This window comes from Pseudoalteromonas sp. TAP-3C, from assembly GCF_059888565.1.
Window position 1 is genome coordinate 1566799 of record NZ_CM187618.1, and the last position, 19883, is coordinate 1586681.

The 19883-nt window shown below is 37.0% G+C and carries 20 protein-coding genes and 2 pseudogenes; 11 read left to right on the forward strand and 11 right to left on the reverse strand.

The window, feature by feature from the left end; genetic code table 11:
- Position 1: 1 nt before the first annotated feature.
- From AC6H44_RS07390 to AC6H44_RS07400, 3 genes are all read right to left on the reverse strand, one after another.
- A complete protein-coding gene (locus tag AC6H44_RS07390) occupies positions 2 to 907 on the reverse strand; it encodes an AAA family ATPase (RefSeq protein WP_500738230.1) in 906 nt (301 codons plus the stop codon).
- An 8-nt stretch (positions 908 to 915) separates the two neighbouring features.
- The gene (locus tag AC6H44_RS07395) at positions 916 to 1299 is read right to left on the reverse strand and encodes a response regulator (protein WP_500738231.1); all 384 of its coding nucleotides are present in this window, start codon (positions 1297 to 1299) and stop codon (positions 916 to 918) included.
- A gap of 677 nt (positions 1300 to 1976) precedes the next feature.
- Positions 1977 to 2153, reverse strand: coding sequence for a hypothetical protein (locus tag AC6H44_RS07400; protein WP_500738232.1), 177 nt, complete (start codon positions 2151 to 2153; stop codon positions 1977 to 1979).
- A gap of 117 nt (positions 2154 to 2270) precedes the next feature.
- Here AC6H44_RS07400 and AC6H44_RS07405 point away from each other — a divergent pair, with 117 nt between their 5' ends.
- The 9 genes from AC6H44_RS07405 (at position 2271) to AC6H44_RS07445 (ending at position 9368) form a co-directional block, all read left to right on the forward strand.
- Positions 2271 to 2462 (forward strand): hypothetical protein, encoded by a 192-nt coding sequence (locus AC6H44_RS07405; RefSeq protein WP_500738233.1) that lies wholly within the window; start codon positions 2271 to 2273, stop codon positions 2460 to 2462.
- Positions 2459 to 3619, forward strand: a complete 1161-nt coding sequence (locus tag AC6H44_RS07410; RefSeq protein ID WP_500738234.1) for a replication initiation factor domain-containing protein — start codon at positions 2459 to 2461, stop codon at positions 3617 to 3619. The genes AC6H44_RS07405 and AC6H44_RS07410 overlap by 4 nt, the downstream gene beginning before the upstream one ends.
- Before the next feature lies 1 nt (position 3620).
- Positions 3621 to 3968: a DUF1293 family protein gene (locus AC6H44_RS07415; RefSeq protein ID WP_500738235.1), complete on the forward strand. Its 348-nt coding sequence runs from the start codon at positions 3621 to 3623 to the stop codon at positions 3966 to 3968.
- Positions 3969 to 4185: 217 nt separating this feature from the next.
- Positions 4186 to 4407 carry a hypothetical protein gene (locus tag AC6H44_RS07420; RefSeq protein WP_500738236.1) on the forward strand — a complete coding sequence of 74 codons (222 nt, stop codon included), beginning with the start codon at positions 4186 to 4188 and terminating at the stop codon, positions 4405 to 4407.
- Between the two features lie 85 nt (positions 4408 to 4492).
- Positions 4493 to 5566, forward strand: a complete 1074-nt coding sequence (locus tag AC6H44_RS07425; protein WP_500738237.1) for a hypothetical protein — start codon at positions 4493 to 4495, stop codon at positions 5564 to 5566.
- A gap of 79 nt (positions 5567 to 5645) precedes the next feature.
- Positions 5646 to 7265, forward strand: a complete 1620-nt coding sequence (locus AC6H44_RS07430; protein ID WP_500735278.1) for an IS1634 family transposase — start codon at positions 5646 to 5648, stop codon at positions 7263 to 7265.
- 42 nt (positions 7266 to 7307) lie between these two features.
- Complete coding sequence (locus AC6H44_RS07435) at positions 7308 to 7712, forward strand: hypothetical protein (protein ID WP_500738238.1); 405 nt, start codon at positions 7308 to 7310, stop codon at positions 7710 to 7712.
- A 1-nt stretch (position 7713) separates the two neighbouring features.
- Positions 7714 to 8025: a DUF2523 family protein gene (locus AC6H44_RS07440; RefSeq protein ID WP_500738239.1), complete on the forward strand. Its 312-nt coding sequence runs from the start codon at positions 7714 to 7716 to the stop codon at positions 8023 to 8025.
- Positions 8022 to 9368, forward strand: coding sequence for a zonular occludens toxin domain-containing protein (locus tag AC6H44_RS07445; protein WP_500738240.1), 1347 nt, complete (start codon positions 8022 to 8024; stop codon positions 9366 to 9368). The genes AC6H44_RS07440 and AC6H44_RS07445 overlap by 4 nt, the downstream gene beginning before the upstream one ends.
- 249 nt (positions 9369 to 9617) lie before the next feature.
- Here the strand turns inward: AC6H44_RS07445 and AC6H44_RS07450 are convergent.
- Together AC6H44_RS07450 and AC6H44_RS07455 are read right to left on the reverse strand one after the other, a co-directional pair.
- Positions 9618 to 10008 (reverse strand): annotated as a pseudogene (locus tag AC6H44_RS07450) (DUF1090 domain-containing protein).
- A gap of 26 nt (positions 10009 to 10034) precedes the next feature.
- Positions 10035 to 10992 (reverse strand): annotated as a pseudogene (locus tag AC6H44_RS07455) (ATP-dependent 6-phosphofructokinase).
- Positions 10993 to 11100: 108 nt separating this feature from the next.
- Between AC6H44_RS07455 and AC6H44_RS07460 the strand changes: the two are divergent.
- Positions 11101 to 12720: an IS1634 family transposase gene (locus AC6H44_RS07460; RefSeq protein WP_500735278.1), complete on the forward strand. Its 1620-nt coding sequence runs from the start codon at positions 11101 to 11103 to the stop codon at positions 12718 to 12720.
- Between the two features lie 477 nt (positions 12721 to 13197).
- Here AC6H44_RS07460 and AC6H44_RS07465 read toward each other — a convergent pair whose 3' ends face one another.
- The 4 genes from AC6H44_RS07465 to AC6H44_RS07480 all read right to left on the reverse strand — a co-directional run bounded on the left by AC6H44_RS07465 (position 13198) and on the right by AC6H44_RS07480 (position 15758).
- Entirely contained in the window at positions 13198 to 13770 is a 573-nt protein-coding gene (locus AC6H44_RS07465) for a MiaE family protein (protein ID WP_500738241.1), read from the reverse strand.
- Between the two features lie 74 nt (positions 13771 to 13844).
- Entirely contained in the window at positions 13845 to 14477 is a 633-nt protein-coding gene (locus AC6H44_RS07470; RefSeq protein ID WP_500738242.1) for a sulfotransferase, read from the reverse strand.
- Positions 14478 to 14483: 6 nt separating this feature from the next.
- The gene (locus tag AC6H44_RS07475) at positions 14484 to 15383 is read right to left on the reverse strand and encodes a transporter substrate-binding domain-containing protein (protein ID WP_500738243.1); all 900 of its coding nucleotides are present in this window, start codon (positions 15381 to 15383) and stop codon (positions 14484 to 14486) included.
- A 6-nt stretch (positions 15384 to 15389) separates the two neighbouring features.
- Positions 15390 to 15758, reverse strand: a complete 369-nt coding sequence (locus AC6H44_RS07480) for an MAPEG family protein (RefSeq protein WP_500738244.1) — start codon at positions 15756 to 15758, stop codon at positions 15390 to 15392.
- Between the two features lie 121 nt (positions 15759 to 15879).
- On the opposite strand from AC6H44_RS07480, the gene AC6H44_RS07485 reads away from it, so the two are divergent.
- The gene (locus AC6H44_RS07485; protein ID WP_500738245.1) at positions 15880 to 17238 is read left to right on the forward strand and encodes a DUF2254 domain-containing protein; all 1359 of its coding nucleotides are present in this window, start codon (positions 15880 to 15882) and stop codon (positions 17236 to 17238) included.
- On the opposite strand, the gene AC6H44_RS07490 is transcribed toward AC6H44_RS07485, so the two are convergent.
- Together AC6H44_RS07490 and AC6H44_RS07495 are read right to left on the reverse strand one after the other, a co-directional pair.
- Positions 17235 to 17945, reverse strand: coding sequence for an SIMPL domain-containing protein (locus AC6H44_RS07490; protein ID WP_500738246.1), 711 nt, complete (start codon positions 17943 to 17945; stop codon positions 17235 to 17237). The two genes, AC6H44_RS07485 and AC6H44_RS07490, sit on opposite strands and share 4 nt — an antisense overlap.
- A 111-nt stretch (positions 17946 to 18056) precedes the next feature.
- Positions 18057 to 19751: an NAD-dependent malic enzyme gene (locus AC6H44_RS07495; RefSeq protein WP_500738247.1), complete on the reverse strand. Its 1695-nt coding sequence runs from the start codon at positions 19749 to 19751 to the stop codon at positions 18057 to 18059.
- Positions 19752 to 19883: the final 132 nt, after the last annotated feature.

Below are 19883 nucleotides of genomic sequence, written 5' to 3' on the forward strand. Positions count from 1 at the left end.
CCTAAACGGGCACTAAAACATGTTTTAAAATGGCCGCTATTTGAGTGTCCCCGGCATCACTATGTAAACCTAATCGATGCTGACACACACTTGAAAAAACAGCTTGCACATCTTCGGGTAATACATAATCGCGGCCATCTATATAGGCCCACGCTTTGGCTGATTTAGCCAGTGCCATACTGGCTCTTGGGGAAAGCGAAGTCGTTAATGTTTGAGACTCACGCGTATAAGTGACTAACTCAATTATATAATCAACCACCGGCGAACTTAGCGTGATATTTGATATAGCGTCTTGAATTTGTTTAAGTTGATGTTGTTCAATTCGCTGCGGTAACTGCGAATAGTCACGTTTTTGATTATTTAACAGTAACCGTTTTTCTGCATCTTTCGGTGGAAACCCTAAACTAATCCGCATTAAAAAACGATCTAGTTGTGATTCTGGTAACGAGTATGTACCTGCTTGATATAATGGATTTTGAGTCGCAATAACAAAAAATGGAGTAGGGAGCAGATACTTTTCTCCATCTACTGTTACTTGTTGTTCTTCCATCGCTTCTAATAAAGCACTTTGAGTTTTAGGACCCGCACGATTTATTTCATCCGCGAGTACGACTTGGCTAAAAATTGGGCCTTTATGAAATGAAAAACTATGATCTTTGTTATTAAAAATATTGGTGCCAATAATATCAGCGGGTAACAAATCGCTAGTAAATTGAATCCGTTGGTACGATAACCCCAGTACTGCAGCTAAGGCATGCGACAAAGTGGTTTTTCCCATACCGGGTAAGTCTTCAATGAGTAAATGGCCTTCACTAAATAAACAGGCTAACGCTAATTTTATTTTTTGTTGCTTACCAAATATAACGCCTGAGAGGTCTTCAATTATTGTGCTAACAAGGTGCTGCATAATGTCCTTTAATCTATAAGCTCTAAACGTTTCATTACCGCATCAACTTTTTGCGTATTAAAGGGCTTAGCAATAAATTCTTTTGCGCCTAGCTCCCAGGTATTTTGCACCGTTTCAAAACTATTGTGGCCCGAACACATCACAACATGAGCATGCGGATGTTGATTATTTATTGAGGCTAAAATTTCAATGCTTTCAGAGTCGGGTAAATCAACATCTAAAAATATCACATTGGGTGATTTATCGATAAGCAGAGGTTTAGCACAATTAAAATTTTCGCACTCAATAATATCATCAAAACCTAAGCCTTCTAATACGTGACTTAAATCAGCACGGGTTTGTTTAACATCATCAATAATTAAAATGGGTTCGAGCGGACGTACAAATTCCATATGAATACTTCAATATTATTTACGGCTTGTGTTTTAATATTAAGCTAAGCATTAAAGAACCTCAAGAAGATAACTATGAATAACCATAATAGCCGTTTCAACCCACTTAATGTCCGATACCGTCTAGTATTGGACTTAGTGGTTGTGTGTTTATTAAAATATAGCGATGTAGTGATGTTTAGAAATAGATACTTAACTACCTATAATTTGTACGAGGCGTTATGTTGAGTGTTTGCGGCCTGTAAAATAGCGCAGCACAGGCCGACCCGATATGGCACGTAACATAATGGCAATTATAGGCTCATCAATGACCATACAAAAAGTAAGGTTACGTAATAATTTAATGCAATTATTATGTACCACTGGAGGGTTGAGCTTAAGAACCTATGAAGCTTTGCTTCATGTAAGGCCGCATTCTTAATTTAATTTGAAAGCCTGAATCCAGTCGGCCGCATCCATAAACCATATAAGTTTGAAAAATCCAACCCGCGCAGCATGCGCCCCTGATAAACCTAAACCATCTTTAACTATTCCCCAGCAGCAAAAGGCAGAGAGAAGGGCGAGTTCCGAGACCCTCACTGTCTTTGCTGGGAATGATTCAAAAAAAACCCCGTAATTGTATTACGGGGTATTACGGGGTATAACTCTTATCTAAACCTATAGCATCATGCTTTTTTTTATTTTTTCTTTATAAGCTTTTCGTAGTCTTCTTCAGTAATTACCTCTAAACCTTTGTTTATAAGTACTCTTAAAATATCAGTATCCTTTAGCGATTTTTGAGTGGCTATCACGGCTTTTACGTGTTCCTTTTCCACTTTCCTCCACGTTACATCATCAATATGTTTTGTAGGCATTGTCTTTCCCGTTTCTAAAGTTATCAGTAATTATAAACTCATAAACTTATAAATGTTGGCAATTAGAATCTTAGAAACTAATCTACGCTCATTAAATAAATATTTAGAAACTTAGAAATGAAGATATATTTCGAAAATAACAAACAAGCAGGCGTTCAAGTTATATACGATTTGAACGGTGTTCGCATGTACGATTATTTCGATAATATGTATCGTTTTCGTTGCTGGGTTGCTCATGAATATGATTGTGAAACGGTAGAAATTACTGATTCAAATTATTGCCAGTTAGTTGAGCAGGGGGTTATATGAATTACCAATATACTGACCGTGCAACACAATTAATTAATAACCGTCTTGAGCGTTTTAAAAAACATGAAGATAACCAAACAATTATTGACCACCTTTCGTTTAGTTTTGCCCTTGCTGACTTACGTCATTGTAAGCGTGCAGGGGTTATTGGTTATACACCTGATACTCAAACTTTATTCCCTAAACTACCTGAAATAAATTATGAATTTAATACTGAGGGTTTAGAAGAGCATGAGTTTTTAGTTGCATTAGAAGAACAAAAATCTAAAGTTAACGAGCGTATGGCTGATTTTTATATTGATACCTTAAAGGTATTTTCTCGCTACGTTCTCGGCTTCAATCTCTCTACTCCAAGAGATAAAGGCTTTCACGGATATACCAATTCAATGAATTTAGTGACTAGTGAGGGTACTCAAGTAGGGTTTGTTGGTATTGGTGGTCAACGCAATACTGTTTATTTTCAAATATCGGGTGAGGGCTGTAAACACTTATGGTCTCATACAACACCGTTTATTCTTCACCACTGGCTTTCTAAGGTTCTAAGTATCAGTTTTTTATCGCGTATTGATATTGCTCGCGATTGTTATGATGATGTTTTTAACTGCAAAACTGCTGAAACTAATTTCTTTCAACGTGCGTTTGCTCGCAAAAAGGGTGGCCCTAATCCAACAATGTCACCTCGCCATTCTTTTACTGTTGATGGTGTTTACGATGTTGAGATGACCACTATTGGTAAACGTACTAGTCCAGTTTATTGGCGCATCTATAACAAAAAATTAGAACAAGGCATTCAAGAACCTGACCTTATTTGGTATCGCAATGAAGTTGAATTAAAGAAATGGACTGTTGATTCACTTTTAGACCCTGATTCTACCTTTGCGGGTATTTGTGATTTTTCACAACAAATGATTAATACAGATGGTGTTCATACTTCAAGTTCTCCAAGAGTGACAACGGCCGCTACCGATTTAGCCAGTAGAGTCAAATGGGTTAGGCGTATGTGTGGTAAAGCACTATCAGATATTTTTGAAATTACTGAGGGGGACATTCAAACGCTTTTAGGTTTGCTAGTTCCTGACCAATATATAACGGGTAAATCTTTGGATATACCTAACACCTACAAACAACTATTAACTGAACAATTAAGGAATTATTAACATGGCTATTATTATTGCTGGTATTGGCATTAACCGTTACCCAGAATCTAAAAATCCTGATGCTGAAAAAGCTACGCTTGAAGTTTTATATCCTTATGAGTCTGTGAACTCACCTAAATTTCAACGTAAAGCAATCGGAAAAACGACTTCAACACCTTTTGGTAAAGAGCCAATTGTTATTAATACAAAATATGCTCATGCCTTAATTGATTCTAAAGCTTTTGTTGCTGATAAGGCTTATGAACTCAAGTTCTCTTTCAATGACCAAACTTTTGATAATGAAGTTGTTGAAATAATCCCAGTTGATTCAGATTTAAAAGCGCATTTTAAAACAAGCTTAGGCGGGTAGTCACATGGCCAGTTACGAATACATCGTAATTTGCCCTGTTGAACCTGTCGAAAAACAGTGTCCTGTGGAATTGGAAGTGGTGCAAAACCCTCTACCAGTTCCGCTCGATTACGAGACATTTCAAAATGAAGTGCTCCCGTCAATCATTGGTGTTCTGCTCTTATGTTACGGGTGGAAAAAATTAAGAAAAATGGTTTTTTAAATAAGGAATAAACAAATGAAAAATTTAAAAGGTAACTTAAGCAAAGCGGCTTTAGTTTTTTCTGTTGCTTTATTTTCGGGTATTGCACATGCTGAACCTGATGCTGGTGTAACTGCTGCTACTACTGCCTTTACGGCTTTTTTTACTGCTAACGCTAATCTACTTGGTGGCGTTTTCTTAACTGCTGGCTTTGTGGCTATTGGTTGGAAATGGCTTAAGGGTATGTTGTTCGGCTAATGTTCATCACATTAGACACAGTGCTAATTGTCTCCGGACTTTTAGCACTTTATATCCTTTTCGATGATTAAAATAAGGCGCTCCCATGCGATTACTAATATTTTTATTGGCGCTTATGAGCGCTTTTTTTGTTTCTGCACAACAAGAATATGACCCTGACACTCTAATCCCTGCCGAATTAAAACCCTCTGAGGGTTACGTTCAATGCAGAACAGTACAGTCTAATGCTACATACAAAACTACTTATGTTTCCGGTACTGATTATTCATCTTGTTATTCTGATACTTACACTTCTGTTATGGGCGGTTATTCGGGTACTCTCTATTCAAACCCTGAACCTTTAATCACTCAGGATGATTCTAATTATATTATTGGTTCTGTTCGCTATACTACTGATGACCCTGATGTACCCCATCCATTTAATCAAACACAACCAATCCAATTTACAGTACATAAGAATGGCATAAAGGATATTTATCAGTGTCCACCCTCTGGTTTTCCTGAGCACATTATAAAGGTTGGTGATTCGCAGTGTGCAAAGCCAAAACTTGCAGACTGTCCTGCTGGCTATCATAGTAAAGCAGTTTCTAAGGCTATGGGTTCATCTGGCTGTTTACCTAAAGAATGCCCTCCATCTGGTTCTGGTTCAAATTTATATACCAGCCCTAATCTAGGTGTTCCGTTTTCAGGCGGCGGTATGTATTGCAATGATGGTTGTGCTTATTCTGTTAACTCTGAACAAATAAGCTCTGAAAAATTCGCGGTTGGTACTTCTCAAGGTTCGGCCTGTGGTGATAAACCTTACGATAATAAAAAATTAGCTGATGAGGGTGATACTGGTGAATGCTCTGTAAGTTCTGGTGATGTTCCTTTGTTAACTTGCCCTAATGCAAACCCAACAACACCTGAAAAAGACCCACATGACAACGACGATTCAAAAACACCAGAAGATGAAACACCAGAAAAACCAAAAGAAACATGTGCCGAAGGTGATGCTGCCTGTAATTTAAAAAATGTTGAAACTGAAATCGAAAATAGTACTAACAAGCAGATTGATAATGACAACAAACTGCATAACAAAAAAGTTGATGCTGAAACAAAAAACACGAATGCACTCTTAAATGCTTTAGACCAGACATTGATTAGACCAAATTCATAAACTTTTATTTAATGTTAGGTTAAAAAAATCCTAAGTTTGCTGTAATTTGATACAATAACACCTCAACTTCGAGGTGTTTATGAACTTAAAAATCAAACGGTTAGATCATCATGGTATTGTTTCAGGTGTCATTGCAGACTTAAAAATAGTGTCCCTTTTAGACCAATATTTACCTCAAGATGAAAAGCAAGAAATTACCCCAGGTGAAGCGGTTAAAGGCATGATTATGAACGGCCTTGGGTTTGCCAATCGTCCTTTATCTCTCAGTCCTCAGTTTTTTACTAATTTGCCTCTTGAACATTTGTTCCGTAAAGGTGTTCAAGCATCGCATTTTAATCGTCATAAATTGGGAAGAACCCTCGACCAATGCTTTGATTTTGGTTGTGAAAGCTTATTTTCACTCGTCTCAGAGCAAGCATGTCAACTTGAACAGGTTGATCGTACATTTGAATCATTAGATACAACGAGTCATTCTCTTACTGGTGAATATGCCGTTGACGAAGAAAATACCGATGAAAATATAATAAGAATCACGCACGGCTATAGCAAAGCTCATCGTCCTGATTTGAAACAAGTAGTACAAGAAATTATCGTTAGCCAAGATGGTGGTGTGCCACTTGCGTGTAAAAACTGGGATGGCAATAGTGCTGATACCGCTATTTTTGAAGCACGCAGCAAAGCCCTTGTTAATGAGTTCAAGAAAAGCAAGACCCCGAAATTTCTTGTCGCTGATTGTAAATTATATCATCAAAATAACGCCGAGTTTTTATCTAAGATTCAATTTATAACACTCATTCCTTCGACAATTTCGCTCGAGAAATCCTCCATCTCAACCGCTATTAAAAATAACAGTTGGATAAAAATTGATGATAACTATCACTATGTTGTTAATAATGTTGAGCACATGGGAATAAATCAGCGATGGATGGTTGTTTACTCAAATGCAGCAAATAACCGTGCAGTAAAAAGCATCGCTCGACAAGTCGAGCGTGCGCATACCCAGATTAAAAAAGCCCTTTATCACCTACAAGCACAGCGGTTTGCATGTCAAACCGATGCACAACGTGAACTTAATAAGTTAACGAAAAAATTTAAATATCATAAAGTGGCAACGATGCAGTTCAATGAACATAAAGTATACGAAGGGAAAGGCCGACCTAAAAAAGGTGCGCCAGTGAAATGTATAGAATGGCAAATAAGCGCAGAGATTGAAGAGAATGGCACTGCAATTAAAAAGGCAATAGAGCAAAAGTCATGCTTTGTATTAGCAACAAATGCAGATGAAAAAGACCTAAGTCCAGAAGATTTACTCACACATTACAAAGCACAGTCTGAAGTAGAAAAAGGCTTTAGATTTTTAAAAGATCCGTTATTTTTTGTCTCATCATTATTTATAAAAAAGCCAAGCCGAATAGATGCACTGTTGATGATAATGACACTCTCTTTATTAGTATATTCAATAGCTCAAAGACGATTAAGGGCGAACATGGAGAAAGTAAAAGCAACCATTCCAAACCAAATTAATCAGCCAATAGAAAGACCCACATTAAGGTGGATATTTCAATGTTTTGAAGGTATCAATTTAGTTCAGCATGGAGATAAAACCTACTTAGATGGGTTTAATGAGCTACGAGAAAAAATAATAAGATTCATTGGCGGTCACGCTATGCATTTATATAAAATAGAAAAAGTGGTATAGGGGTCTGATCAATGTCTGTTAGACAGTATTGATACATCTATTTTGTTGCAAACTCAACAAGATGACCGCTTACACGCTATAACAATCTCAAAATTTAATGAATTAGTTGATGCTGTCAACGGTATTGAAACGGGCGGTTCTGGTGGTGGTGGTTCCGGTGGTGACGGTTCTGGTGCTGGCGATTGTGAGGGTAGTGCTGCCGATTGTGTTCCTATAGCTGGCGCTGACATACCAAAAGAAACCATTAACCTAGACCAATACGCAGATAAATATGATGATTGGTTACCTAATGCCGAATTACCCTCTGAAAAATGTATTGTTATAACTACGGGTAAATCCCTTTGTTTAAGCTTTGAAGCCTTTATTTTATTTTTCCAAGCCGTTTCGGGTTTAATGGTAATCGCATCTCTAATGCACAGCGCAAGAATAATTACAGGAGCAATATAATATGCCAGCACTAATACAAGCGTTTTTTATGGGTTTAGCTGCTTTGCTGCCTACGTTAGTATCTAAGGTTCTTGTCGGTTTGGGCTTTGGGTATGTCACTTATGAATTAGGTTCTTTTGGTATTGATTATCTGTACCAACAAATTGCATCTAATGCAGCAGGTTTACCGACTGAAATAATTGCCGTTTTAAAATATGCTAAAACTGATGTCGCTTTCGGCATTATGCTTGGTTCTTATGCTGCTGCTTTAACAATCCGTGGTTTAACAAGTGCGGGTTCAGTCACTAAATTAGGTTTGAGGTCTGCACCATGATTTATTTACGAACTGGAGTACCAGGCGCGGGAAAAACGTTAAATTCTTTAAAGGAAATTTGTAATGACCCAGCGGTTACCCAAAAAACTAAATTTTATAGTAATATAAAAGCGTTCCTTTTAGATTTAGATTTTTGTAATAGTTTTCAGGGTTTCTTTTACGGCCAGTACTACCCATCAATACAAACTACCAATAAAGTAGGGCGCTATTCTAAAATTATTAAAGAGGTTCATGCTCAAAATCGATTAATTGAAATAGGGGACGTGCCTTGGTTAGCACCTAACTATAAACTTTATGACGAACAGGCTGTAATTGATTTGTTTGTTAAGTGGTGCCGCAAGTGTTACCCAAAAGCCAACTTAAAAGGCTTAGATGTATTTTTAGAAGAATCAGACAATCCAACAATTGAATCTATTAAGCTATTAAATTATCACTGGACGCATACAAACGACCCAACCGACTGGCCTAATTTACCTAATGGCTCAATAGCTTTATTTGATGAGTGCCAAGACTATTTTCCGCCAATGGCCAATAGTGCAAAACGGCCATACCATTACACTCAATTTCAAAAGCACAGACACAGCGGTGTTGATATTCATTTAGTTACTCAGCATTACACTTTTTTGGATAACGTCATTCAAAAATGTACGGGTATGCACGTTCATTATTTTAGGCCAATGGGTGGGGCGGTTATCACACGCTTTCAACGTGATAAACAATTCAGCACAGACTATTCTGGTGACTTAGAAAAATGCGCAACATCTACATTAAAACGAGATACTAATTTTTATGGTGTTTATTGGTCTGCCGATGACCATACCGCCAAATTTAAATTACCACCAAAAGCACTTTTGTTTTTACTTGCTATACCACTGTGCATTTATGTTTTTTATTCGTTACTGGTTAGCCTTGGCCTTGTTGGCACCGACGAACCTGAGCTTAAATCAGAAACTAAGACAGAAATTAAGGAAACTAAACAAACCAAAAGTGAGCCGGTTAAAAAGGATCTTGACTTAACTTATAAACCAGAGAAATTCGAGCATCCCTTAAATGACATTTGCAAAGATTATGAGTACGGTGGTTATGAGCTTAAAAAGAAAAACGGCGTTGTTACTGTTGAGCACTATATAAATTGTGTTACTGGTAAAGAGGTAGAGAAACAAAAAACGATCCTCAGTGGTGATGATGAAAACCCCCAAGAACGCCAAGAGAAATTTAAAGAACCTGAAACAATATTGCTAAGCTCAAATTACTTAGAAAAGTTAGGTTATTACATTTACCTTAATGAAAATTTGCCAATTCTTAAATATTCAGGTAAAAATATATACTTAGCTCAATTCTAAAACCACAATAAAAACAATAACTTAAGTCCGATACTATTCAGTATTGGACTTAACAAGCCTTTTTAATATCCCTTAAATTGATAGCCTATAATTTATATTATGTTAAATAGGCTAAATGTGTACTTAATCAAACTAACTATCGGCAATTACGTCACTTATAAACACGGTATTTTAGCCCTTTTATCGCATAATATTTATATTTAATAAAATGCTCTACTTTATTAAATATAAAAACGCTGTAATGACATTTTAATCAACCAAACTATTTAGCTCGTCGGTTAATTGCTTAAGTTGTTCAACCTCTTCATTTAGTTTTTGCTGATACTTTTCAACATTGTCATGCTTACCTTGGCGCTTAGCTTTTTTAAGATCGGTTTTATATTCTTCAATTTCTAAATTTGCATCATCTATTTTTTGTTGTAACTCTGCTTTTAATCCATCTATTAAGACCTTTAGCTTTGTGTGAATCGCCTTGCTGTTTTGCAACTAGTAACTCGCTTTTAACGTTGCAGGCTTTTTTCGCACACCCCGTTAAATCTGCACAATCATCTTTAGCCAATACGGCTGTTGAAACAGTTAATAGCACACTTATTGCGATGCTTTTAATAACTGTCAATTTATAGTTCATATTATCTCGCATTCATTTTTACTCCTATTTAGTAGTCGCTATCGGCAAAATACAGATAGCAACCCTTGTAGCTCTTCACTAATAACGTGTTGTTTTACAACATCTTGCATAGCAGTATTTGATACTTTGTTGTTTAAAATACCCACCATTTTAGCGCTTTCTCCAGCACATAAAGCCTTAACACTGTGTACGCCTAATCTTATTGCTAACATACGATCCGCTGCAGATGGGTTTCCGCCGCGCTGCAGGTGTCCTAGCTTAGTGATGCGTAAATCAATATTCGGGTTAACCGCGCTTATTTTTTCGCATACATGTTCAACGCCAATTTCATCACCTTCAGATACCACCACAATAAAAGCATGCTCACTGTGATAATCGCTAATTTTATTTAGCAAATCATCAATGTCTTTGTCATTTTCAGGGATCAATATTGAGTCGGCGTCAGAGGTTAATCCTGCATAAGTACCAATATAACCAGAGTCACGGCCCATCACTTCAATAACAAACACCCTATTATGTGATTCTGCCGTATCTCTAATATTATCAATACATTGCATTGATGTATTAACGGCTGTATCAAACCCCAATGTATAGTCCGTACCTGCAATATCGTTATCTATGGTGCCTGGAATACCTATGTATGGTATGTCGGTAATTTGTGATAACCATAAACAGCCTCTAAAAGAGCCATCACCACCAATCACAATTAATGCATCTACATTATTATGTTCAATTGTCGCTAAAGCTTGTTCTCTACCCGCCTCATCACTGCGCGCTGTTTTTAACACAGTACCACCTAAGTGCATAGTTTGTTGTAGGCTTTTGCAATCAAGTGTCACTAAATCATTATCAATTAAGCCCTCAAAACCCTTTACGAACGCCAGACACTTTTATACCCTGTTGCTGAGCGGTTTTGGCTATAGCAAATAATGCGGCATTCATTCCTGGCGCATCGCCCCCTGAGGTTAGCACGGCAATATGATTAATTGGTTTCATAGCAGACATTGATTAGACCAAATTCATAAACTTTTATTTAATGTTAGGTTAAAAAAATCCTAAGTTTGCTGTAATTTGATACAATAACACCTCAACTTCGAGGTGTTTATGAACTTAAAAATCAAACGGTTAGATCATCATGGTATTGTTTCAGGTGTCATTGCAGACTTAAAAATAGTGTCCCTTTTAGACCAATATTTACCTCAAGATGAAAAGCAAGAAATTACCCCAGGTGAAGCGGTTAAAGGCATGATTATGAACGGCCTTGGGTTTGCCAATCGTCCTTTATCTCTCAGTCCTCAGTTTTTTACTAATTTGCCTCTTGAACATTTGTTCCGTAAAGGTGTTCAAGCATCGCATTTTAATCGTCATAAATTGGGAAGAACCCTCGACCAATGCTTTGATTTTGGTTGTGAAAGCTTATTTTCACTCGTCTCAGAGCAAGCATGTCAACTTGAACAGGTTGATCGTACATTTGAATCATTAGATACAACGAGTCATTCTCTTACTGGTGAATATGCCGTTGACGAAGAAAATACCGATGAAAATATAATAAGAATCACGCACGGCTATAGCAAAGCTCATCGTCCTGATTTGAAACAAGTAGTACAAGAAATTATCGTTAGCCAAGATGGTGGTGTGCCACTTGCGTGTAAAAACTGGGATGGCAATAGTGCTGATACCGCTATTTTTGAAGCACGCAGCAAAGCCCTTGTTAATGAGTTCAAGAAAAGCAAGACCCCGAAATTTCTTGTCGCTGATTGTAAATTATATCATCAAAATAACGCCGAGTTTTTATCTAAGATTCAATTTATAACACTCATTCCTTCGACAATTTCGCTCGAGAAATCCTCCATCTCAACCGCTATTAAAAATAACAGTTGGATAAAAATTGATGATAACTATCACTATGTTGTTAATAATGTTGAGCACATGGGAATAAATCAGCGATGGATGGTTGTTTACTCAAATGCAGCAAATAACCGTGCAGTAAAAAGCATCGCTCGACAAGTCGAGCGTGCGCATACCCAGATTAAAAAAGCCCTTTATCACCTACAAGCACAGCGGTTTGCATGTCAAACCGATGCACAACGTGAACTTAATAAGTTAACGAAAAAATTTAAATATCATAAAGTGGCAACGATGCAGTTCAATGAACATAAAGTATACGAAGGGAAAGGCCGACCTAAAAAAGGTGCGCCAGTGAAATGTATAGAATGGCAAATAAGCGCAGAGATTGAAGAGAATGGCACTGCAATTAAAAAGGCAATAGAGCAAAAGTCATGCTTTGTATTAGCAACAAATGCAGATGAAAAAGACCTAAGTCCAGAAGATTTACTCACACATTACAAAGCACAGTCTGAAGTAGAAAAAGGCTTTAGATTTTTAAAAGATCCGTTATTTTTTGTCTCATCATTATTTATAAAAAAGCCAAGCCGAATAGATGCACTGTTGATGATAATGACACTCTCTTTATTAGTATATTCAATAGCTCAAAGACGATTAAGGGCGAACATGGAGAAAGTAAAAGCAACCATTCCAAACCAAATTAATCAGCCAATAGAAAGACCCACATTAAGGTGGATATTTCAATGTTTTGAAGGTATCAATTTAGTTCAGCATGGAGATAAAACCTACTTAGATGGGTTTAATGAGCTACGAGAAAAAATAATAAGATTCATTGGCGGTCACGCTATGCATTTATATAAAATAGAAAAAGTGGTATAGGGGTCTGATCAATGTCTGTCATAGATTCACTTTATTCGATAAGCTAAATTGAGTAATTCATAATAGCTGTTTATTAGTTTGCTGTGTAAAGTAAGCGCAGAAAAATTGATCTACTTAGGGTCTGTTTACCTTTCAAGGTTAAATTTGCAGCAGTCTGTTTGGCATTTAGGCAAGGCAGCGCCTATGTGGTGTGGTTGTTCCCCATAAATAGGCGATAACGCAGCATCAATACCAAACAGGCGCTGCCCGAAGGGTTCTGCCTAGGGGCGATTTACTCTTTGTTGCTCGGTTTTTACTTAGCCCACTAGGTTACAAACCTCGCGCCGCGATTAAATCGCCCCTAGTTTGAACAAATTATAATCCGCAAAGGTAAACAGACCCTTGGGTTTAATTGATTATCTGATCAGTAAAAAGGAGCGGTAATAACTTAAAAAATAAGGTATGTTGCTTTTGTTTTTCAAACAACATACCCACTTTTTAATGAAGGGCCGCTGTAAATGGAATATTTTTACAAATTTCAGCTTCTATTGTAAGTAACTCGTCTAAGCGTTCGTCAACTTCTTGTTTATCAAAGTATTCGTACGCAAGCTCTACAAATAAATTTTTATGCTTTTCTTCAGATTTTGCAATAGCAACATAAAAATCTTTTTCTTTGCCTTCAGGTAACGCTTCGGCAACTAAAGAAAAACGTTCATGTCCCCTCGCCTCAATTACACCACCGACTAATAATCTGTCCATTAAAAAACCGTCACGACCATGCCTAAAGTGTGCACGAATTTGTTTAATGTAAGGATCTTTTTTATCGTCACCTAAATTAGTGTCGCGTTCCATTAATAGCTTGAGCACTTGTTTAAAATGAATTAACTCTTCAAGGGCTAAATCAGTCATCGCTTTAACTAACTTACGCTTATCGGGGTAATGTGAAAGCATAGACATAGCCATGCCAGATGCTTTTTTTTCAGCGGCCGCGTGGTCTTGTAAAAAGGTTTCAAAGTCGGCTAATACCGCTTCAGTCCATTCAAATGGGGTGTGGTATTTTAATTCAAACATAAAGATACAACTTATAAAATAATGCGTGGATTTTAACGTATTTAAAAATAAAAATCTTTGTTCGGGTTTTAAATTTAATCCTCATAAGGTAAAAATTTATCAATCCGCCCTTTCGCGGTCGACTCAACTTTTAATGGGTGTTTTATATCATTCCATGCTGTGACTTTACCGCCCATGTTCATTTTTTCAAAGCCAGTTGAGGGGCTCGTGATATTTAAAAACTCACAAAGCTGATTAAAACTGTTAGGATTTGCTATATCTATCACTAAAAAGTCATTTTTTCGACTATTAAAATAAGCCTTAGCGGTACTAATATGCTTTTTATAACAATCAATTAAGTATTCATCATTATTTATATTTTCGAGTGAAAAGTCTTTAAACGTATTCAAATAACACCGCTTTAAATGGATGTTAAAGCCACCATCTACACGGGTTAAGTTAGTGTGCATGCGCTGCAAAAGCTGCCTTATTGATGGTAGCCAGGCACTAAGTTCTCGCTCTAAATAAATAAACTTAGCACGTGGGTAGTGTTTATCTAATGCTTGATAATCGTTAAATATGGGCGTATCTGCTATTGCAACAGCGCTTTCAAAACAGGCGGTAGTATAAGCAGTATGGGCAGTGGCTATACCAAACTCTAAAAATGCATTACATACACTGGTGGTGCCGGTGCGTGGCAAACCAATTATAAATATTTTTTGTGTCATGGCGTTTTAAATGTCTTTTTCTGAAAACCAAAGTGATACATCATTAAGGGGTGTTAATGCGGGTAACTGATTATTTTTTAATTTAATAATGATTTTATTTTTTATATCTGCATGCTCAATCGCACTGCGATTATAAGCCTTAAACAAACGATCAAACTCACCGTTTTTACGCATAATAGCTAAGCCTTTCTCAACCGCTTGCGCTATTTCGGGCTTTTCTTTATTAAAAAAGAAGTAGATTGCACTTGGGTATTGCAAGATTAAATGTGGCACTTTAGCTAGATTAGCATCTGCGTCGTCTTTAAAGGTATTTAGCTCAGTTTCAACCTCTAACACGGAGCGAGGAAACACATCTCCTCGATCTTTTGCCAACATATTAAATAGTGAACTGTATTCAATCGATGTGGAAACTGCTAAACCACTGTCGATGAGTATTTGCGTATCAGGCCAATCGTGACCTTGAATAAAATGTACACCTTTAAAATCAGCAAGGGTATTAATGAATGATAAACCGTTTACCTTATTTTGCGTGGTCACCAATACACGCCAACCATATAGACCTTTAAATATTGGTACCCTTACAGGCAGTAATTCTTGTTCGCGCTCTTTTGAGGTCATTGTCCAGGCAACGTTTATTTCATCATTATTCATAATTTGCTTTAATGAACGGCTTTGTGCCATAGAAACAGTTGAAGCGTTCAATGTGAATTTTTCACCACTGTGTTGTAATGCAGTTTTTAATAAAACGAGTGGGTAGAGTATTTCATTTTCATCACTGCGCATTGTTTTTGGATAAACAACTTTTAAAGTACGCATGTCTATTTTACTATTATTTTCTATTGCCAATACAGAACCTTCCCAACAGCTGGCAAAATAAAGAAGAATAAAAGCAACAGCTGATTTCATTGTAGTTTATCGGCCTAACAGTAATAACAATGCGCTAATAAACACAATAGCAAAGGTTATTATCATGCTTAGCATGCGCGTCTTTAAATTGTTAGTACTTATAGCCGAACCATGAAACACGCGGCTGATAAATAATAAACCACCTAGTGCATGCACATAATGACTCGCTAATCCCTGGTACTCTAATAAAAACAGCAAAATTAAGCTGATTGGCACGTATTCAATAAAATTACCATGGGCACGAGTAGCTCGTTCAAGCGCAGAGTTATTACCATTACCTAATGAAATGCCTTCAGCCTTGCGTATTTTTATAACATTAACGCTCAAGTAAATATAATACAGTGCCAGTAAGGCGGCATAGCTCGATATAATCACAGTATGGTCCAGTTAATTTTTTAATAATAATAACACATAACTCAAGCGGTAAAATCACTTACTTTATTATCAACTATGCTAGAGTGCTTTATAAATTGGAATTGTAGTAAGTAAAAATAATATGTATTTAAGAACAAAAATAACTAATATTTATAGAGAAATAATTAACAGTATTGGATTTTACCCTTCACTCTTATCTCTCGCTTTTTTAGTTTTTGCCATACTAACCATGTCTGTTGAGTACTTATCACCTATTGAGGAATTTAAAGCATTAATTTCGTTTATACTTGTTGATAGCGCAGAAAACGCACGTACCATTTTAAGTATTCTTGCTGGTAGTATTATTTCTTTAACGGTATTTAGCTTTTCAATGGTGATGGTAGTATTAAATTCGGCTAGCGCCAGTTTATCACCGAGAGTTGTCCCTGGGCTGATCACTCGTAAATCAAATCAAATGGTATTGGGGTTTTATTTAGGCAGTATAATTTACTCCATTATTATGTTGATTAATATCAACAAGCTTGCTTATGGTAATACCGCTATTCCTTCCTTGGGAGTACTATTTGCTTTAATTTTTGGCTTGATCTCATTAGGTTTTTTTGTTTTTTTTATTCACTCTATTTCAAAAGCTATTCAAGTTGATAACGTGCTAAATGGTTTATTTAGGCAAACTAAAAAAGAAATCCAAGACATCATCAGCAAACAAGATGAAAACCCCGTTGATAACTTTCCAGAATTTTCAAATTGGTATTCAATAAATAGTATTACTGGAGGTTACTACAAAGGTGTTCACACAAATAAACTTTGTGCGCTGTTAGCTAAGGAGAAAATCGAGCTGCTTATTACGATTAAGCAAGGTTACTTTACCGTTAAGGGTTACCCATTTTTAAAATGTAGTAAAGACATATCACAGAAAGATGAGTTACTAGCGAGGATTTTAGATTGCTTTATTTTTTATATAGAAGAATATATTAGCGATCATTACCGCTATGGTTTAACGCAAATATCAGAAATTGCAGTAAAAGCGATGAGCCCGGGAATTAACGATCCGGGTACGGCGGTAAAATCTATCGATATGCTGAGTATGTTGCTCATTGAACGACTAAAAATTAAAGCTATCAATTATTCGTGCTATCAATCAGAAGGCCCTCCACTGCTTTATTTTCATGAAACCAGCTTTGATGAGCTGCTGCATGACAATTTTACCCCTTTGCGTAATTATGCTAAAGCTGATGCGTATGTAATGACTAACGTTATTGAAGCGTTTAAAAATATTTTATTTATTGCAAACGACGATGTCGATGCACGTAATAGTGTATTTAATTATTTAAACGCCATTGTTGATGATATTAATCAGCACATAGTTAATGAATATGACCGCCGAGAGATCAGTAATATGTTACACGCGATAGTGCGTATTAGTGAGTCACAAGGAAAGAAACTGGTGGCACGTTTTGAGCGCCACCACCGTCAGGCCTAGTCTATAAAATAAATTGCGTAGCTTGAAGCACTAATAGTAATTTCTCCAGCATGATAGGCATCGGGGACATAATTACTTGGTGAGCTATCAGCCATCATCACTTTTTCACTTCGCATGTAGGGTGTTGATGGCATATCAAGTGGGCTTAATGATGCGCTGTAAAGCCCTTTTAGTTCTACATCAAAATCGTTACTTAATTCTTTTGCCGCGTCCTTAGCTTGCTTAATTGCTAATTTTTGTACTTTTTTATGTAGCTCATCGTAATTGCTGGCTAAAAATTGTGTTTGCCTGATTTCATTAATGCCATTATTAACTAAGCTTTGTAGTAACTCTGGGTACTTATTAATTGCCGAGAGTTTAATAGTTAGCGTTCTTGATACTTTAAATCCACTAAACTCTTGCTTGCCTGTTTCACGGTTATATTGGTTATCACGAGAAATAGAAATTTGACCCGCATTAATGTCCGCATCCGTCACGCCTATTTTTTTTACTAAACTTATTGCGTTTGCCATTGTAGTGTCGGTTTGTTTTTTTGCAGCAATTAAGTCTTTATCTATTTCAGTAATGCCCACCGTTAATAAAACATGATCGGGCATAGTCGTTACCGATGCTTCACCTTTAACATAAATATGGGGCTCTTTAGGTGCATTGCTGGCATATGCAGATGTACTGAGTAAAGCGGCTGCTAAAATTGAAAATGTTTTCATAAGTCTATCCTTTTAAATTAATTAAACTCAGTTAACACCCTACGGGGTTAATTAAAGATGAACAAGCATAAAAAAACAGGCAAAAGCCTGTTTTTTCACTCTCTACAGTTACTAAATACTACAACGCTTATAGTTACGGTATTTTGGTAACCAATAGTTCTTATCGATTGCAGCCCATAGGGCATCGTCTGATATATCAAGGGCTACGCCCTCTTCAATTGCCTTCTTAGCTACTGCAAAAGCAATACGCTTACTCAAGGTTTCAATTTCAGTTAATGCCGGTAACAAGCTACCTTTACCCGTGTTGGCTAATGGTGATGACTCAGCCAACATTTCGCTCGACATAATGAGCATTGCATCGGTAATACGCGTTGCTTTAGAGGCAATAACACCTAGACCAATGCCCGGGAAAATATAGCTGTTATTACACTGAGGAATTGGGTAAATCACCCCATTGTAAACAACCGGCTCAAATGGGCTACCGGTAGCAACAATCGCTTTACCATCAGTCCATGTAATAACATCTTCTGGGTACGCTTCTACCTGTTTAGATGGATTACTTAATGGAAAAATAATAGGTGTCTCACAGTTAGCGTGCATAGCGCGAATAACTTGCTCAGTGAATAACCCTGGTTGGCCTGAAACACCAATTAAAATATCAGGTTCAGCGCAATGCATTACATCTAATAATGATGCGTATTCGCCGCTGTAAGTCCATTCAGCTAAGCAATTTGTAGGTTGTGCCAACATTTGTTGGAAATCGCGCAAGCCTTGCATGCCATCAGTTAACAAGCCAAAACGATCAACCATAAATACTTGGCTACGTGCTTGTGCTTCACTAATGCCCTCAGCAACCATAGTACTCACGATTTGTTCTGCAATACCACATCCTGCTGAGCCTGCACCGACAAACACCACTTTTTGAGTAGATAATTTAGCGCCTTTAACACGACACGCCGCTAATAAGGACCCTACAGTCACTGATGCCGTGCCTTGAATATCATCGTTAAAACTACAAATTTCGTTGCGGTAACGTTTTAATAACGGCATTGCGTTAGGCTGTGCAAAATCTTCAAATTGAAGTAATACAGTTGGCCAACGACGTTTAACGGCTTTGATAAATAAATCTAAAAACTCATCATATTCATCTTGAGCGATACGTTTATGACGTGCCCCCATGTACATAGGGTCGTTTAATAATTTTTCGTTATTAGTGCCAACATCGAGCATAACCGGTAATGTATACGCTGGGCTAATGCCACCACAGGCGGTATACAAAGAAAGCTTACCAATTGGAATCCCCATGCCACCAATACCTTGGTCGCCAAGGCCTAAAATGCGTTCGCCATCGGTAACGACAATAACTTTAACTTTGCCTTTTGTGGCATTACGCAAAATATCGTCAATTTGAAAGCGATCTTCATAAGAAATAAATAAGCCACGGGCACTGCGGTAAATATCAGAAAACCTCTCACAGGCATCCCCTACAGTTGGGGTGTAAATAATTGGCATCATTTCTTCAATATGATCGCGCACTAAGCGGTAGTAAAGCGTTTCGTTATTGTCTTGAATGGCGCGTAAGTAAATATGTTTATTCAAGTTGTCATTAAAGCTCGAATATTGTTGGTAGCAACGCTCAACTTGTTCTTCTATTGTTTCGTAACGAGGAGGAAGTAAACCAGCAAGGTTAAAGCTTTCACGTTCTTTGTGACTAAATGCGCTTCCTTTATTCAATAGCGGGGTTTCAATAAGGCCAGGGCCAGAATAAGGAATGTAAAGATAATTTGGATCGGTATTTGTAGTCATATTTCCAAGCGTTACCTAATCTTAAATAATGATCTGCCATTATGGTTGTTAAGAACTAAATTGCAATGACATTTCAGCTCGTCAGACCATTGAGAATGTTTAAATACACGTGGTTATTAAAAAATAATCGCG

Bases quoted from the DNA above. Each gene is read 5' to 3' on its own strand.
- AC6H44_RS07460 (WP_500735278.1), top strand. From the start codon at position 11,101: ATGAACTTAAAAATCAAACGGTTAGATCATCATGGTATTGTTTCAGGT.
- AC6H44_RS07475 (WP_500738243.1), bottom strand. From the start codon at position 15,383: ATGAAATCAGCTGTTGCTTTTATTCTTCTTTATTTTGCCAGCTGTTGG.
- AC6H44_RS07445 (WP_500738240.1), top strand. From the start codon at position 8,022: ATGATTTATTTACGAACTGGAGTACCAGGCGCGGGAAAAACGTTAAAT.
- AC6H44_RS07490 (WP_500738246.1), bottom strand. From the start codon at position 17,945: ATGAAAACATTTTCAATTTTAGCAGCCGCTTTACTCAGTACATCTGCA.
- AC6H44_RS07485 (WP_500738245.1), top strand. From the start codon at position 15,880: ATGTATTTAAGAACAAAAATAACTAATATTTATAGAGAAATAATTAAC.
- AC6H44_RS07410 (WP_500738234.1), top strand. From the start codon at position 2,459: ATGAATTACCAATATACTGACCGTGCAACACAATTAATTAATAACCGT.
- AC6H44_RS07495 (WP_500738247.1), bottom strand. From the start codon at position 19,751: ATGACTACAAATACCGATCCAAATTATCTTTACATTCCTTATTCTGGC.
- AC6H44_RS07465 (WP_500738241.1), bottom strand. From the start codon at position 13,770: ATGTTTGAATTAAAATACCACACCCCATTTGAATGGACTGAAGCGGTA.
- AC6H44_RS07395 (WP_500738231.1), bottom strand. From the start codon at position 1,299: ATGGAATTTGTACGTCCGCTCGAACCCATTTTAATTATTGATGATGTT.
- AC6H44_RS07420 (WP_500738236.1), top strand. From the start codon at position 4,186: ATGAAAAATTTAAAAGGTAACTTAAGCAAAGCGGCTTTAGTTTTTTCT.
- AC6H44_RS07440 (WP_500738239.1), top strand. From the start codon at position 7,714: ATGCCAGCACTAATACAAGCGTTTTTTATGGGTTTAGCTGCTTTGCTG.
- AC6H44_RS07390 (WP_500738230.1), bottom strand. From the start codon at position 907: ATGCAGCACCTTGTTAGCACAATAATTGAAGACCTCTCAGGCGTTATA.
- AC6H44_RS07470 (WP_500738242.1), bottom strand. From the start codon at position 14,477: ATGACACAAAAAATATTTATAATTGGTTTGCCACGCACCGGCACCACC.
- AC6H44_RS07430 (WP_500735278.1), top strand. From the start codon at position 5,646: ATGAACTTAAAAATCAAACGGTTAGATCATCATGGTATTGTTTCAGGT.
- AC6H44_RS07405 (WP_500738233.1), top strand. From the start codon at position 2,271: ATGAAGATATATTTCGAAAATAACAAACAAGCAGGCGTTCAAGTTATA.
- AC6H44_RS07425 (WP_500738237.1), top strand. From the start codon at position 4,493: ATGCGATTACTAATATTTTTATTGGCGCTTATGAGCGCTTTTTTTGTT.
- AC6H44_RS07415 (WP_500738235.1), top strand. From the start codon at position 3,621: ATGGCTATTATTATTGCTGGTATTGGCATTAACCGTTACCCAGAATCT.
- AC6H44_RS07400 (WP_500738232.1), bottom strand. From the start codon at position 2,153: ATGCCTACAAAACATATTGATGATGTAACGTGGAGGAAAGTGGAAAAG.